At 71.1% G+C, this 14,992-nt stretch carries 17 protein-coding genes and 1 pseudogene; 17 read left to right on the forward strand and 1 reads right to left on the reverse strand.

Features of this window, described 5'->3' with window-relative positions:
• Positions 1-9: 9 nt before the first annotated feature.
• From AB0389_RS30590 to AB0389_RS30640, 11 genes and pseudogenes are all read left to right on the forward strand, one after another.
• Entirely contained in the window at positions 10-1,515 is a 1,506-nt protein-coding gene (locus tag AB0389_RS30590) for an ATP-binding protein (RefSeq protein WP_366398761.1), read from the forward strand.
• A gap of 66 nt (positions 1,516-1,581) precedes the next feature.
• Positions 1,582-1,965 carry a hypothetical protein gene (locus tag AB0389_RS30595; protein ID WP_366398762.1) on the forward strand — a complete coding sequence of 128 codons (384 nt, stop codon included), beginning with the start codon at positions 1,582-1,584 and terminating at the stop codon, positions 1,963-1,965.
• Complete coding sequence (locus tag AB0389_RS30600) at positions 1,955-2,884, forward strand: hypothetical protein (RefSeq protein WP_366398763.1); 930 nt, start codon at positions 1,955-1,957, stop codon at positions 2,882-2,884. The genes AB0389_RS30595 and AB0389_RS30600 overlap by 11 nt, the downstream gene beginning before the upstream one ends.
• A gap of 142 nt (positions 2,885-3,026) precedes the next feature.
• Positions 3,027-3,488 carry a hypothetical protein gene (locus tag AB0389_RS30605; protein ID WP_366398764.1) on the forward strand — a complete coding sequence of 154 codons (462 nt, stop codon included), beginning with the start codon at positions 3,027-3,029 and terminating at the stop codon, positions 3,486-3,488.
• Positions 3,485-4,672: pseudogene (locus tag AB0389_RS30610) on the forward strand (hypothetical protein). The gene AB0389_RS30605 and the pseudogene AB0389_RS30610 overlap by 4 nt, the downstream one beginning before the upstream one ends.
• A 213-nt stretch (positions 4,673-4,885) precedes the next feature.
• The gene (locus AB0389_RS30615) at positions 4,886-5,107 is read left to right on the forward strand and encodes a hypothetical protein (RefSeq protein WP_366398780.1); all 222 of its coding nucleotides are present in this window, start codon (positions 4,886-4,888) and stop codon (positions 5,105-5,107) included.
• A gap of 194 nt (positions 5,108-5,301) precedes the next feature.
• A complete protein-coding gene (locus AB0389_RS30620; protein WP_366398781.1) occupies positions 5,302-6,444 on the forward strand; it encodes an AAA family ATPase in 1,143 nt (380 codons plus the stop codon).
• Complete coding sequence (locus AB0389_RS30625; RefSeq protein WP_366398765.1) at positions 6,441-8,228, forward strand: hypothetical protein; 1,788 nt, start codon at positions 6,441-6,443, stop codon at positions 8,226-8,228. Before AB0389_RS30620 ends, AB0389_RS30625 begins: the two co-directional genes overlap by 4 nt.
• 262 nt (positions 8,229-8,490) lie before the next feature.
• Positions 8,491-8,928, forward strand: a complete 438-nt coding sequence (locus AB0389_RS30630) for a hypothetical protein (RefSeq protein ID WP_366398766.1) — start codon at positions 8,491-8,493, stop codon at positions 8,926-8,928.
• Between the two features lie 99 nt (positions 8,929-9,027).
• On the forward strand, positions 9,028-9,453 hold the full coding sequence (locus tag AB0389_RS30635) for a hypothetical protein (RefSeq protein ID WP_366398767.1): 426 nt from the start codon (positions 9,028-9,030) through the stop codon (positions 9,451-9,453).
• Positions 9,454-9,484: 31 nt separating this feature from the next.
• The gene (locus AB0389_RS30640; protein WP_366398768.1) at positions 9,485-9,781 is read left to right on the forward strand and encodes a hypothetical protein; all 297 of its coding nucleotides are present in this window, start codon (positions 9,485-9,487) and stop codon (positions 9,779-9,781) included.
• On the opposite strand, the gene AB0389_RS30645 is transcribed toward AB0389_RS30640, so the two are convergent.
• Positions 9,756-10,037 (reverse strand): hypothetical protein, encoded by a 282-nt coding sequence (locus AB0389_RS30645; protein WP_366398769.1) that lies wholly within the window; start codon positions 10,035-10,037, stop codon positions 9,756-9,758. The genes AB0389_RS30640 and AB0389_RS30645 overlap by 26 nt on opposite strands.
• Positions 10,038-10,201: 164 nt before the next feature.
• On the opposite strand from AB0389_RS30645, the gene AB0389_RS30650 reads away from it, so the two are divergent.
• From AB0389_RS30650 to AB0389_RS30675, 6 genes are all read left to right on the forward strand, one after another.
• On the forward strand, positions 10,202-10,960 hold the full coding sequence (locus tag AB0389_RS30650; RefSeq protein ID WP_366398782.1) for a hypothetical protein: 759 nt from the start codon (positions 10,202-10,204) through the stop codon (positions 10,958-10,960).
• Positions 10,961-12,061: 1,101 nt separating this feature from the next.
• Positions 12,062-12,445, forward strand: coding sequence for a hypothetical protein (locus tag AB0389_RS30655; protein ID WP_366398770.1), 384 nt, complete (start codon positions 12,062-12,064; stop codon positions 12,443-12,445).
• Positions 12,442-13,245, forward strand: coding sequence for a DUF317 domain-containing protein (locus AB0389_RS30660; protein WP_366398771.1), 804 nt, complete (start codon positions 12,442-12,444; stop codon positions 13,243-13,245). Before AB0389_RS30655 ends, AB0389_RS30660 begins: the two co-directional genes overlap by 4 nt.
• Before the next feature lie 26 nt (positions 13,246-13,271).
• Positions 13,272-13,628, forward strand: coding sequence for a hypothetical protein (locus AB0389_RS30665; RefSeq protein WP_366398772.1), 357 nt, complete (start codon positions 13,272-13,274; stop codon positions 13,626-13,628).
• Between the two features lie 365 nt (positions 13,629-13,993).
• On the forward strand, positions 13,994-14,347 hold the full coding sequence (locus AB0389_RS30670; protein ID WP_366398773.1) for a hypothetical protein: 354 nt from the start codon (positions 13,994-13,996) through the stop codon (positions 14,345-14,347).
• Positions 14,344-14,751 carry a hypothetical protein gene (locus AB0389_RS30675; protein ID WP_366398774.1) on the forward strand — a complete coding sequence of 136 codons (408 nt, stop codon included), beginning with the start codon at positions 14,344-14,346 and terminating at the stop codon, positions 14,749-14,751. The genes AB0389_RS30670 and AB0389_RS30675 overlap by 4 nt, the downstream gene beginning before the upstream one ends.
• Positions 14,752-14,992 lie beyond the last annotated feature (241 nt).

Raw genomic sequence — 14,992 nt, forward strand, 5'->3', positions numbered from 1 at the left:
GGGCCACCGATGAGCCACCGGCCCGCCCGCCGCGCCTCGGCCAGCCCGATCTTCACCCCCCACGGCACCGACCGCGCCAGCCGCAAGGCCGCCCGTCGCCAGCTCGCCGAGGCCACCGCCAAGGCCCGCGCCGAAGCCAGCGCCCACCAGCCCGAAAGCCCGTCCACCGAGCACGAGATGCCCGCCGCGCTCTACCCACCGAGTGGACGTCCCGGGCCCGCCTCCGCGCGTAGGAACCGGTTGAAGCTGCCCGCCCACCGCATGACGACGGCCGTGGCCGCCGGCGCGTATCCGTTCCTGGCCGAAGGGGGACTCGGGGCTGAGGGCATCTACATCGGGCGCGACGTCCACGCGGAAGCGTCCTTCGTCTTCGATCCGTTCGCGCTGTACGGCAAGGTCGAGGGATTCACCAACCCGAACCTCTTGCTCGCCGGGGTAATCGGCCAGGGCAAGAGCGCGCTCGCCAAGAGCTTCGCCCTGCGCTCGGTGGCCTTCGGCTACCGCGTCTACGTACCGTGCGATCCGAAAGGCGAGTGGACGCCGGTGGCGGACGCCCTCGGCGGCCACTCCGTCGCCCTCGGCCCCGGACTGCCTGGACGCTTGAACCCCCTGGACGCGGCCCCGCGCCCCGAGAGCATCTCCGAGGCCGACTGGGTCGGCGAGATCCGCAAACGGCGCCTGCTCCTGCTCGGCTCCCTGGCCCGGACAGTCCTGGGCCGGGACCTGATGCCCATGGAACACACCGCCCTGGACGTCGCCCTGGACGCGGTGGTCACCCGCGCCGCGGCCATCGGCCGCACCCCGCTCCTCGGCGATGTCGCCGCCACCCTCAACAACCCCGGCTCCCTCGACGAAGCCGCAGGGATGGTGTCGGGCCAACTCGGCGACGCCGCCCGCGACCTGGCCCACGCCGTCCGCCGCCTCGTCCACGGCGACTTGGCCGGCATGTTCGACGCCCCCTCCACCGTCGAATTCGACCCGAACGCGCCGATGCTCACCATCGACCTGTCCCGCCTCGGCGGCTCCGGCGACGACACCGCCCTCGTCCTGGCGATGACCTGCGCCTCCGCCTGGATGGAGTCCGCCCTCTCCGATCCGAACGGCGGTCGGCGCTGGATCGTCTACGACGAGGCGTGGAGGCTGATGCGGCACGTCGGGCTGCTGCAGCGTATGCAGGCCCAGTGGAAGCTCAGCCGGGGCCTCGGCATCGCCAACCTCATGGTGATCCACCGGCTGTCCGACCTGCTCACCGCCGGCGACGCCGGATCACAGGGACGCGCCCTAGCAGAAGGACTCCTCGCTGACTGCAGCACCCGCATCATCTATCGCCAGGAAACCGACCAACTCGGCGCCGCAGCCTCCCTGCTCGGCCTGACCTCCGTCGAGATGGACGCCATCGCGCACCTCAACCGCGGCAGGGGCCTCTGGAAAGTCGCAGGGCGGAGCTTCATCGTGCAGCACCTCCTGCACGGCCACGAGCTGGCACTCTTCGACACCGATGCCCGCATGCACTGAGTCTCCCGTGGGTTCACTGTAACTGAAGCATGGCCACTGCCGCTTCGTCCCTTTTGAGGTGGGTCGATGAGGCTATGTGAGGTCGCGGGTTCGGGGACCGCGACCTCATCCCTCGGGAAAGCCTGGCGCTCCCACCGTCCAGGTCAAGCGGTCGCCACCGCTAACCCGTCTCGAAGAACCAACATCATCGTCTCAAGGAGTCCCCTGAACCACCCCGCGCATTTCAGCGACGCCGACTGGGCCGAGTACCAGCAGTACCAGGCCGAGCACGAGGACCTCGTGGCGCAGGTCGCCGAGCACGAAGCCCAGATGGCACACGACCTGATAGCCACCGACAACGAGCACGAACTCGACTCGCGTCCGGTGCCGAAGCCGGGAGCCGCCCCCGCTCCCCGGATATCGCCACCGCACCGGTCACCGGCCACCCGCAGGAGGAGCCGTGGCCGCTGACGAGGAGAGCACCCCAGACACCATCCGCCCGGCTCCGCTCGCACCGCTCCCTGATCACCGCAACGTGGACACTCCGTGGTGGCAGGAGTTGTGGCGCCGCCACGCGCACATCACCACGCCGCTGCGAGAGCGCGGGTTGGAGTGCGACATCGAGTTCGGCCTCAGCGCCTACGTCGTGAGCGTGTCGCTCCCTGACGACAGTTACCTGATCATCAGTCCGCCGCAGGAGCCGTCCTCCGACCGCCCACCGGGCGATCCGGAGGGCTGGACCGTGACCCATGAACACCCCGACGACCAGTCGCTGTTCGAGGTCCTCTACGACTCGACTCCCTCCAACGCCCCCGCTGCTCCTCAGCGGCCCGAAACCCACCACGGCGGCAGCGCTCAGCCCCTGATCGAGGCGATCGACCACCGCCTCGCCCAGCTCAGGCTGCTGCCGCATCCCGTCTCGTCCACCGGAACCCCGCACCCGCTCCCGGCCGCGCCGATGCTCCACCCGCCCGAGTCCCCTGACACCTCCGACACAGCAGACCCCGCCCCCGTCTACGTCCACGGTGACGCTCTACGCACTCTGACCGAGCGGCTCAATGGAACCAAGTCGCATGCGGATGCCGCTGCCCTGCTGCACCAGATCCTGGAGCCCACCGACGGACTGCTGGCGCAGCTCGGCGAGTTCTTCGAGGCGGCCGGGGAGAAAGCCAAGGAAGCCGAGGAGGACGACGGCTTCGACCTGTCCTACGACCTCGCCGACGCCGCCGCCGAGATCCGCAGCCTCGGAGAGGTCCTGCACATGGCCGAGGACCGGATGCGGGCACTGACCCCGCTCGCCCCCGCGCCGCGACTCGCGCATGCCCCGGGCCGTCCGCCGTCCCTTCCCCCACGAATCCACCCGTCGGCACAGCCGCAGCACACACGCTGACGTCGCCACACGTCGACCAAGTCCGCACCCACGCGCCAGCCATCCGGCCATCGCGTCAGCCCTCCCCTCTGCTGCGGCCCCGTCCCGCGCGCCGCCGTCACTGACCGCTCCGCCCCGACAACGTGAGGAGAGTCCCGCCCCTTTGCAACCCGGCACCCACTTCGCCTTCGGCGACCACGACACCCACGGCTTCGTCGCCTCCTTCACCTCCTCCATGCCCACGCATCTGGCCCATTGGTACCTGGAGCGTGAGCAGTTCGAACCCGTCCCCGGAGAACCTGGTCTGTACCGTCTCAGCGAGCCCGAGCGTGATGGTCCCCGCCGGACCCGCCAGGCCGTCCGCGACCTGCGCCGCCAGGGCTACACCGTGCAGGCCGACATCCGCCTCGACCCGGCCGTCTCCGCCGGCCCGCCCCGCCCGGTCCGGCCAAATGGACTCCTGGAGCGCCGCAGCCGACTCGCCCAGGCCGCCGCCGGCCGAACGACTCAGCATCGCGCCACACCCCCCACCGCCTCTGCGCCAGCCGCCCGGCCGATCCCGCCGAAGCCGGCCTACGCACCCACCGTCCACCTGACGGCCTCGGGCGGCGGGCAGTCCCGGTGACGCCCGCCAGTAACCCGGCCCCTGACGGCCCCCTGCCGGTGTCCCCCGAACTCGCCAACAGGGCGCAGGACTTCCGGCTGCGGACGGCAGTCATCGACCGCAAGACGGAAGTCGCCCTCGACCTGACGCGACCGCTACGGCCGCACCGTCCACGCAGACGCCGCGGCAGCCGCACAAGCCCACCGCGACGAGGCGGCGGTGAAGGCGTACGTCGCCTGCCTCGCCCCGCACACCGACGCTCTGCTCGATGCGGCCCGTCGCGCGCTCGACGAGCTGCCGCCTGCCCGGCACCTGGACGGGTGGCGGGCCGTGCTGGACGGCCTGGCCGCCTCCGCCACCGAAATCCGCCGGTCCCTCAACCGGCCGGCCAACCCCGGCTCAGCAGCCGAACGCGCGCAGTACGCCGCTCTGTGGCCGTACGTCACTGCGTGGGCGGACTACAGCTTCATCGCCAGCAACCTCGCCGACCCGAGCGATGGCCAGCACCACAAGGCCCGCTGACCGAAGAGGAACAGCAGATGTGGACGGAGCTGGCTCAGGCCTCGCAGAAGCGCGGCGAGCTGGAGCTGACCGAGTCGTGGTACGCCGCCGCCAGGCAGCCGATCGCCCTCGCCCACTTGATCAAAGACGACGACTCGACGCTGGTCGCGCTGCGAGGCGACCCGGGTGCACCGGGCTGGCAGGTGATCGGGCACTATGCCCACGAGTTCGAGGCCGGGCAGGCACTCCCTGCTCCGGTCCCAGCCGGTGTGCTGCGCGCCGATGTCTCAAGGTTCAACCGGCCCGAAGCCGCCCCCGAGATCTCGCTGCAGGAACTCACCCGGGACGTCGTCGAGGCCCAGCACGCGGGTGATGTGTCCAACGCGCTCCTCAGTGCCGTCCAGCGCGGATACGACGCAGGTCCGGTGGTCCGCCTCCAGGAACTCCTGGAAACGAGCGGCCAGTTCGCCAGCGCCCTGGAGACCGTGCAGGGGCGCCAGATCGCCGCCCGCCTCTCGGCGCTTGGCCGGCAGATCGCGTTCCTCACCCTCGAAGTCGAGGAGGCGGCCGAGGACCTCGGCACGACGGTCGCCGTCCTGCCCCCGCACCGCACCCCCGAGCTGCGCGTCCGCCCGCGCCCTGCCGTGGACACCTCACCACCCGCGCCGGCGCCGCGCGCCAGTACACCCGCACATCATCGCTGAGCGTGGTCGCCAAGAGGCCCTCCGTACCGCGAAGCAGCCGCCGTACCGCAGTAATGCTCCCGCGCGTGGCTTTACCCATCGTTCGTGGTCCAGCCACGCACCGTTGATGTGCTGGAAGCTCCGGGCCCGTTTCGCCTTCGCCCAACACCCCACCGTTTTCCCGCCACCTCCGATAGGAGATCCGCCGTGCCCGAAGCTCCAGCGGAGCCGTTCATGCCGATCCGGCACGCCATCACCGGGGAGATCACGACCACCGGCTACAACGCCGCCGCCCGGCGGATCCTGCTCCAGGACGGCTTCGAAGAGGCGCCCGTCTGCGCCTGCCGGGCGACGGAAGGCGGTACGGAGCGGACGCACGGGCCTGCTCGGCAGCCAGCGAGCTGCTCGTCGCCGGCCATCCCCTGCACCTGGACCGTGCCCTCGGTCGGCCGGTGAGCGCCGACGGTACGCCCCGGTTGGCCCGGTCGCCGATGTCGGCACAGTCCGTGATCCGCTCCGAGAGCGGCCGGCCTCTCCCGCGCATCACCAACCCCGCCCGCACCCACACCTGTTGAAGGACTCTCGTTGTGACCACACCCGGACCGCCTACCAGTCCAGCGCGCACCAAGGGCGGCGAACTACGGGCCAAGGTGGCCCGACTGCTGGCCGACCGGCCGGCAGATGCGCTCACCATCGGGGACATGGCCAGGCAGCTGGGCCACTCCCACGGCGCCGTCCGCAACGCCGCCCTCACTCTGGTGCAGCGCGGCGAGGCCGACCAAGGCGGAAGGGGACAGCCGGAGTTCCGCGCGAACGCGAAGACCGCCGCAGCCGCGCAGACCGCTGTGATCAGTCCACCGGGCACCCACTCTCCGCGCGTCCAGGCGGCCATGGCCCGCACGACCATTCCCGCCGCAGCCACGCGGAAGCAGACCGGCCCGATCCGCCGTGCGGGGGGTCAGCTCTACCACCCCCGGGAGCTGGCCGATCTGCCCGATGTCGAGGCGTTGAACCGTCTGCGTGACGCCGATGTGCCGGTGCTGCTCTACGGCCCTCCGGGCACCGGCAAGACGTCGCTGGTGGAGGCGGCGTTCCCGGACCTGCTCACTGTCGCCGGTGACGGCGACACCACGGTCGGCGACTTGATCGGCGAGTACACACAGGACGACGCGGGAGCCTATGTCTTCCAGTACGGTCCGCTGGTTACCGCGATGACCGAGGGCCGTGCCCTGCTGATCGACGATGCCACCTTGATCTCGCCGAAGGTGTTGGCGGCGCTGTATCCCGCGATGGACGGGCGCAGGCAGATCCAGGTCAAGGCCCACAAGGGCGAGACCGTCAAGGCCGAGCCGGGCTTCTATGTGGTGGCGGGCCACAATCCCGGCGTCCACGGGGCGGTTTTGACGGAGGCGCTGTCGTCCCGGTTCAGCGTGCAGATCCAGATCGGTACGGACTATGACCTCGCCCTGGCCTTGAGGATCGATGCCCGGGTGGTCCGGGTCGCCCGGCACCTCGCCCGCCAGGTCGAACTCGGCGAGCTGGGCTGGGCCCCCCAACTGCGGGAGCTGCTCAGCTACCAGAAGACCGAGGCCGTCCTGGGCACCCAGGCCGCGCTCGCGAACCTGGTCGGCATCGCTCCTGTGGAGGATCGCGACGCCGTCGCCGCCGCCGTCATCAAAGCTGCCGGCGTCAAGAAGATCGCGCCCCTCACCCTCGGCAAACAGCTCCCCGCCTCGGCCGTCCGGCAGCCCCCGGGCAGCACCGGCTCCGCACAGCAGGGCCGCTCGCGATGAGCGCCCACCACCACGTCCAGTCCCCCGCCACCACGCCGGACGACAAGGCTGACCTCGCGCGATGGGACGACGACGGCGCCCCGCCCGCGCAACCCCGTTCCTCCCCGCACTTGTGGCTACGCGTGGGAGCCGAACTCGGCGACCGGCTGGTCGACCTCTCCGGCCGCCAGGACCTCCTCGTCACCTGCCGCCCCGGCACGCGCAGCGGCGCACCGGCCGCGTTCTTCCCCACCCTGGGCGAGGTCGAGTTCGACGCCCGGCTGTTCGCCCCCCTCCAGCCCCACGAGATCCATCCGCGGATCGTGGGCGACGAGGAGCGGTATCCCGCCGCCTGGGGAGTGTTCGTCCACGAGGCCGCACACGCGGCCCACTCCCTCTGGACGGCGCCTGCCGGAGCGGACCCCCGTGTCGTCGAGGCCGCGCTCCTGCTGGAGGAGAGCCGTGTCGAAGGCGCACACCTGAACCGGCGGCCCACGGACCGCACGTACCTGCGCACCAGTGCCCGCACCCTGGTCATGCCCGACATCACCCACCCCACCCTCCAGGGCATCGAGCACGCCGCCGGCGTGGCGGCCCTGGTCCTCGGCCGCCGTGACGTCGGCATCCTGGACGCCGGCGAGACCCGGGCCGTCGCCGATCTGTGCGAAAAGGTGCTGGGCGCAAACCTGCTGGCCACCCTCACCCGCATCTGGACCGCAGCCCACCAGTGCGCCGACCACGACGCCCAGAGCATGCTCGCGCACGCTCAAAACTGGTGCGACGCTCTGGACACCGCGGCCCCCGCCCTGCCCGTGCCTAAGAACCTCACCGATCTGCTGTCCGGCGCCGTGGGCGTCGTCATGGACAGCACGGCAGCCACCGACGCCGCCGACCTCGCGGCACAGGCCGCGGCGACCAACGCCGTGGCCGCGCGGTCCACAGCGCAGGCGCAGGACCGCGCCCAGCGACGCAAAGCCGCCGCCACCGCCAAGTCGGTCTTCAACACCCGTGGCACCACCGTCACCCCCGACGGCACACCGGCGCCCTACGGCAACCCTGTCACCGGCACCCGCAGGCCCACCACCGCCGAGCAGAGTGCCGCCGCGCGCCTGAGCCGCGCCCTGCGTGCCGCCGCCTACCGCGAGCGGACCGAGGAGCGGACCACCAGCCCCACCCCGCCCGGCCGCCTCAACATGCGCGCGGCCCTCGCCCGCGACGCCCAGCGCGCGGCCGGATCGGTCCCCACCGCGGAACCGTTCACCCACACCCGCCGCCGCAACTCCCCCACCCCACCGCTGCGTGTGGGTATCGCCGTCGACGTCTCCGGCTCCATGCGTGCCGCCTGCGCGCCCGTCGCGTCCGCCGCCTGGATCGTGGCACGCGCAGCAGCCCTGACCGACCCCGACTCCCTCACCGCCACCATCGCCTACGACCAGCACCTGACCGCATTGACCCGACCCACCCACCGAGCACCAGAGCGCGTGACGACGTTCGATGCCAACGGCGGCCACCACAACCTCGGCGACGCCATCGACGCACTCGACCACGGCCTCGAACTCAGCCGCCCCGGCGCCGGCCGCCTCCTCGTGATCGTCACCGACGCCTGGTACGGCAGCGACGAAACCGCACAAGCCGTCACCCGCGTCAAGCAACTCACGACCGCCGGCTGCGCCGTACTCCAGCTCACCCTCACCGCGCAGTCCCACCACTTGCCGGGGACCACCTTGCTGCACCTGCCCCAGCCCTCCAGCGCTCCCGCCGCCATCGCCACGGCGGCCACAGACGCCATCCGCAGGACACGCTGAGACGACGCAGAAGGCGGAAGCGTCCCCGAGACCACCGCCAAGCGCTCCAGACCACCTCCGTCCGCCGCATGAATCGTGCATCTGATGCACGGCCTTCCGCAACGACGCAGGCCACCACCCCAACCGCCAACGAAAGGCACGCGATTTGAAGCCCCAGACCAGCAGCCCGACCTCGAACGTAACGCCCGTCAAACGGAATTCCCCGGGGGTCCGTACGCAGTGGACCGTGGAGCACGCATGCTCCCACCAAGTGGTTCATGACTTGTCCGGTCGTCCGGCCGACAAGCGGGCCGGGTTCGTCCGCTGGCTCGCGACGAAAGACTGCACCGACTGCTGGAAGGCGGCACGCGACGCCGGCTCCGAGCCGAAGGAAGAGTGGCTCGCGGCCAAGCGCGCCGCCGAGCAGGAGGCTGCCCTCGCGTGGGCGAAGCAGTTCGACATGCCGCAGTTGGAAGGCCCGGAGAAGGCCCTGGACTGGGGCGAACGCACCCGCCACCAGCTGATGACCGCCGCGCACACCGCGCTCGTCCTGGAGGGGAGCTGGGACGAGGCGGACTGGGCGGAGCTGGAGGAAAAGGCCCGCGCCATCACCCGGGCCGGGTGGTGGATCGACCAACGCGACGCAGAGGGCACCGACATGCTCGAACTCCTCGACGCAGCCACCGAGGCTGACCGCGGGACAGAGAACCCGTTCCGCTGATCGCGGCGGAACATAGCCGGGGACCACCGGTTAGCCAAACCGGCGTTCCTGCGGACCATTGATCCTCCCACCCCGCCAGCCTCGCGTGGAAGGAACCGCATGTCCAAGACCCCGCCCACGTCGGCGTTCGCGCCGACACCCGACCCGCTCACCCCCGACCGGGACATCACCCACGCCCACTTCCAGGCCGGTGACACCGTCGTCGTCCTGAAGGGGGTAGCCGACGGGGAACTGTGGGGAGACGCGATGCGCGTCGTCGCCCCGTCCTGGCACACCTCGACCGACGAGGACGGATGGCGGCTGCGTGACGCGACCGGCGGCTCCCAGTCCTACGTCACCGCCCACCCCCGCTACCTCGTGCACCTCTCGCGCCGCTGCCCGGAATGCCTGATCCACCTGCGGGCCATGGAGGACGCCCTCCTTACGCGATTCGCCGACCGCAACGAACTGATCGACTGCGGCTGGTACACCACCACCGCCCTGGGCCAGCTCGTACACATCGCCGACATCCGGAGCGGACGGTGATCCCCGCCTCCACGGCAGGAGAAACGTCTCCTTGCCCCGTTCCGACCCTCTCCTGGACATCCGCCGCGACCCGCACTCCGACGAACTCCTCGCACGCGGCGGTGACGCCGAGGCCCACAGCGTCCTCCAACGCCCTGGCTTCGTCGCCGTAGTCCGCGTCCACGAGACCTACCTCCGCGCCCCCGCCGGCCTCACCGAACACGCCGCGGACCGTCTCGCCACCGACGCCGTCGGCCGCCTGCGGGCCCTCGGTTACCACGTCGGCTGCGACGCAGACTTCGGCACCGACGCCCGTCCGCCCGTTACCTGCCGCTGGGCTCCTCCGTGACCCACCTCGCCGAACGTCTTCGCGAGGCCACGACACGGAGGAGGCCGCCGATGCACTGACCGAGCTGACCGCCGCCCACGACGGCATCCTCACCGCTCTGGACGAAGTCCTCACCGCCAGCACCGACTTCTACGACGGACTTGGTGGCCCATCCGACAAGGACATCGCCCAGCGGCTCCGCCACCTCACGAACGAGCCTCTCCACATCATCCACGGCGACCTCTCCTGCCTCCGCAACCAGCTCGCCGACCGGCACACCCCGTACCCCGGCCGCAGCACCCGCAGCGGAGAGGTCCCCGCCACCGAACGCGAACGCTCCGCCGTGTGCACCTGCCCACCCCAACCCCGCACTGTCCCGGCCCCGCCGCCCCCGCCGGCCACCGGACTTCGCCGTGGACCCTCACCTCGCCCAAGGACACCATGCACGACCACGACACCTCCGAACGCCTCGCCTCGTACGCCGACGTCCTCGCCGGCGAACTCCCCGGCACCTGGACCAGCTCCCACCTGCCGGCCGACGCCAAGGACGATCTCGCCGAACTCACCGACCGGATCTGGGACCTGGACCTGGTCGCCGCCTCCCTCTCCGAGCACCCGCTCCGGCAGGCAGCCGTCCTGAGCCGCCCGGACGGCGCGCAGCTCGTCCTTCTGGACCGCCACGACGAACGCGACGGCTTCCTCATCGCCGCCGTCGCCCCGCGTGCCCTGCCCGCCGAGGCGTACCGCGCCGTTCCTGAGCCCAACGGTATCGCTCTGGCCGACGATCCGTTCCTGAGCGCCGAGCAGGTCGCCGGCGACCTGCTCGCGCGCTACGACAGCGCGCTCGCCCAGGTCCGCCACAACGCCCTGGGCGGCATCCAGCCCTCCCAGCCTGACCGGGTCGTCCTGACCTGGCAGCACGACGGCGGCGTCGCCGCTGCCCCCGCCGACCACCGTGCGAGCGCTGTCCTCGTGGCCCACGGCTTCCTCCAGGATCCGCAGAGCGGCATTTACCGCCTCAACGGCGACGACACCCAGGCACAGGCCCGCGCCCTGCGCAAGATCGGCCCGCAACTCGACGCGCTCGGCATCGGCACGGCTCTCCAGCACCCCGCGAACCGGATCGCGCCCACCTCCGCCCCTGCTTCCATGCCGCCGGTCCCGGCCGGCAGCCGTACGCCGGTCATCAGGTCTCGGTGAAGGAGGAGTCCGACTTCTGGGTGCTGGAGGACGTCACCATCGCCAAAGGCCCAGCATCGTTCTGAACATGCTGACTACGCCGGACGGCGAACGTGAGGCAGCCCTGTGCTACCTCGCCCGGGCTCGCCGAGCAGGTCGCTGCGGCCGTAATCAGCAGTGAGGTGGCCACCAAGGTCCTGAGCATGGTCGCTGCCCCAGTCCACGGGCTGCTGCCTCTCACCAGAGAGGTCGTCGTCCGTGCCTGGATCGCCTCCATGGCCTACAAGGGTCCGTGCTCGGCGCGGAATCCGAGCCGATCGCACGGTTCGGGGACACCACGAGATCCATGAGCGGGCCGCCCGCGTGCTCCCAGCAGCGCAACCACGCCGCACGCCCTGCGCAGCGGCCGGCCACCGCACCGCCGCCGAGCCGCGTCCATCCCCGGTATGCCGGCGTCGTTGACCCCGGAGAGAACCACATGGCCAACTTGGCCGACGATTACGGTACGGACGTCGAGATTTACGTCAAGGCGCTGACGACCACCATCCACGCGGACACCCCGGCCGGCGCCCCCACAGCGCTTCATGTCCTGTTGGAACAGCTCGGCCTGGAACGCCACGAACACGCCACTGGCGGGCCGGTCTACATCTGGCACACCGTGCCCGAACACCTCGGTGCCGATGAGCAGAAGCGCGTGGCGACCCGCGCCGTCCCCGTACTGCTCCTGGCAGGGTACGAGGTCAACTGCACGTCCGATGTCTTCGACGAAGCCGCCTATCGGCAGGCCGTGCGGAGTCCGCGCCCGTGCGGCCCGCCCTGCCGCACAGCAACCGGCACCGGCCGGCTCCCCCTCGCGCCCGGCACCGGCCCGCCGCGCCCCGTAAGACGCCCGGGCGGCCCGATCCCTGGAGAAATCCGTAGCAGCCTGTACACCCCCACCGATCAGCAACCGGCTCAAGCCCCGGCTCGCAACCGCCTTGTTCCGCCGCTATCTGCGCGCCTGTATCCCGACCGGACCCGACCGGACCTCCACGCCGGCCGGCACCCGCCCGGAGGCCGTCGTCACCGAAACGCAGCGCGTCGGGCAGCACCACAACTGACCGTCCACCGACCCGGAGGAGCATGTCCCACCCCGCCCCCTACCCGGTGAGACTGGCCGACGAGATCACTCGCCAGCTCGGCCAGCTCGCCGACCACCTCTCTCAACTTCCCCCGCCCCAGGCCGCGCAGGTCATCGCCTACGTTCTCGACCCGGACACCGGAGTCCTCGGCGGCGTCACCCACCTCGTCGCCACCGGAAGCGTGTTCGCCAAGGACCAGGCAGAGCGAGGAGCTCTCCCCCCAGAGGTGTGGCTCACTCTGGGCCGGGCCGCGAACGAACTGCACGACATCAGCCTCGACCTGGACGAACACAAAGACATCCTCCAGCATGTCAGCACCCAGCCCGCCACTGCGGCGGCGAAGCCCCCAACCCCCGTACCGCTCGTCGTGCGGCGGCGCCGGTGAAGAAGAAGCAGTGGCAGGGCTGGGGCCCGGTCGAGCAGGCTGAGCAGCACTACCTCGTCCAGCCCCGTGCCCTGGCCGGCGGCGGCGACATCCGGCACGTCTCGGAGTTCCTGCGCGCCTCTGGCTGGCGGGACAAGTCCAAGCCGGGCGGCCCCCTGTTCATAGAGAGCCCGGACCGCACCGTCCGCGTCGCCTACAACCCCTATGTCCTTCCCGGCGGGTGGACCATCCACGGCACTGCAGACGGCCTCAACGGTGAGTGGTCGGCGCATCTGGGCCGGCAGACCCCTGTGGAGATCGTCGCCGGTCTGACCGATGCCCTCACCCGTCCCCGCTCCGCCCACGCCCCCAGCGTGTGGGCGCCGTTCGAGGAGCAGAACTGGCACACACGTTTCGAGGGCAAGCACTACATGGCGACCAGCCCCGACGGCACAGCATGGATGCAGTACCACCAAGGCGCCGACGGCTCGGCGATGTGGTGGACCGGAGCGCGGGACAAGCAGGGAAACGGCTGGACGGCCACCTTCACTCCCACCACGCCAATGCACCTGGTGCAAGCCTTCTCGACCGAACTCGCCGGCCCCGATCCCCTGATGCGCCCGCGCGGAAGCGTGCCGCTGAGCGCGCAGATCCGTACCTGGTCGGTCTCCGTCACACCCTCCCAGCTCAGCGCTTGGCAGCAGGCCCGAATCACAGCCGCCCGCGCCGCCACCTGGGCCCGCAACAGCGCCCGAAGCACCCGGCCGCGCACCAGCGCCCGCCCCTACACCCCGGCCGGCGGCCCCCGGACCCGCCGCTGACCGCCGCCCCGTTCCAAAGGAGCCCGATGCCCGCACTCACCCCGGACACCATCCGCACCCTGACCGAAACGCTGTCGGACCTCACCCACTACCTGCGCGAGAACCCCGATCCCGTCGAAGCACTCGCCCTCGTCGAGCCTCTCCTCGACGAGTACACGGGCCTGCCCGTCCAGCTCGCCGACATCCTGCGCGCCCTCGCCCGCGCCGTACAGGACCACCCGGACGTCCCGGGCACCGCCCAGGTCAGCCCTCTGGCTGCCGAATTGCGCACAGCGGCGTGGGAGCAGGCCGACCAGCACACACTCCACTACGTCCTGGACGATCTCCGCGACATGTACGACAGCGCCGCCGCGAGCGAGCCGGGGGGCCGCTGGGGCCGCTGAGCGAGCGGCAGCTCGCCGCCTTCGCCGACAAGCACGCCAGGCAGATCCGGTGCGACACCAGCCCCCGTCACCTCGCCGGCCCCGGAGACGCACGCCACGTCACCCACGACCTGACCGCCGCCGGATGAGCGACGTCTCCGACCCTCTGAGTGCCGAGACCTTCATACGCAGCCCTGGCCTTCGCCACCGTCTCCAGTTCGCCCCGCAGTCCGGCACCTCGGCGTGGTGGCGGCGGGCAGAGCCCACCGAGAACGGGCCCGGCTGGTAATCGGCAACCCCTCGCGCCCGGGGCCGGCGCACCGAAGGAAGCGCCACTGAGCGCCGCTGGCGCCCGTACCACTTCCCTTTCCCGTACAAGGACGTTGATGCCCAACCCCACAACCACCAGCCCGCACCAGATCGCCCAGGCCACGAACACCCTGGAGCAGGTCAAGCGCTACCTGCGCGCCAACCCACCTCTCGCCGATGCGCTGCCGCTCCTCGCACCGCTCCTTGACGAGGACACCGGCGTTCCCATCCTGCTCGGCGACATCCTGCGCGAGGCGGCCCGTCTCGTCTCCCAGCAGGCCGGCCATCCCGCGGACGACGAGGTGCGCCAGATCGTCGACGGACTGCGCGAAGCCGCTCAGGAGGCCACGGACTGGCACGTCCTGCACTGGGACGTACAGCGACTGAGTGGCCGGTTCCCGCAGAGTGCCGAGGAGGCGTCGACGCGATGAGTCGCTCGGAGGAATCTCCCCGGCCCTCGTCGGCCCCACGGCGTGCTGTGCCGCCCAGCCACGACGAGATCGGGACGGCGCTGGACGTTCTCGACCAACTCGGCTGCTATCTGCGCGACCCGGCGGTCGCGGGGAACGCCCAGCCGCTCCTGGCCCAGGTGCTGGATGAGGAATACGGCGTGCCCATGGTGCTCGGCACCATCCTGCGCAACGCCGCGCACCTCGTCGAGGAGCACGCTCTGACCCCGTGGCCCGTCGAGATCCGCCACATCATCGCCCGGCTCCGGGCAGCGGCACCGGAGGTCACCGACTGCCACTCCTTGCACTGGGATGTTCACCGTCTCGGCGGGCTCCCCTTCCATTCCGTGGACCCGGCCGAGTTCCGCCCGGCGGTCAGGTCGTGATCCACCCGTATATCTCCACGCGCGCGGCCGAGCCGCACCACACCATCTGGTTCGAGACCAGCCCCCGGCACCTGGCCGGGCGTGGAGATCCCCGACGCATCACCGAAACGCTGCGGGCCGCCGGCTGGAAGAACCACTCCGACCCGGGGACCTGTCCCCGAAGGGTGGACACCTCTGAGCCCGGCCCCGCCAGGGGCCGGGGAGGAGGGATCTCTTATGGTGATGAAGGTCTATTCGCCCG

Origin of the sequence: Streptomyces sp. NPDC093109, from assembly GCF_040701725.1 — a bacterium.
In the GTDB taxonomy this organism is placed as follows: Bacteria; Actinomycetota; Actinomycetes; order Streptomycetales; family Streptomycetaceae; genus Streptomyces.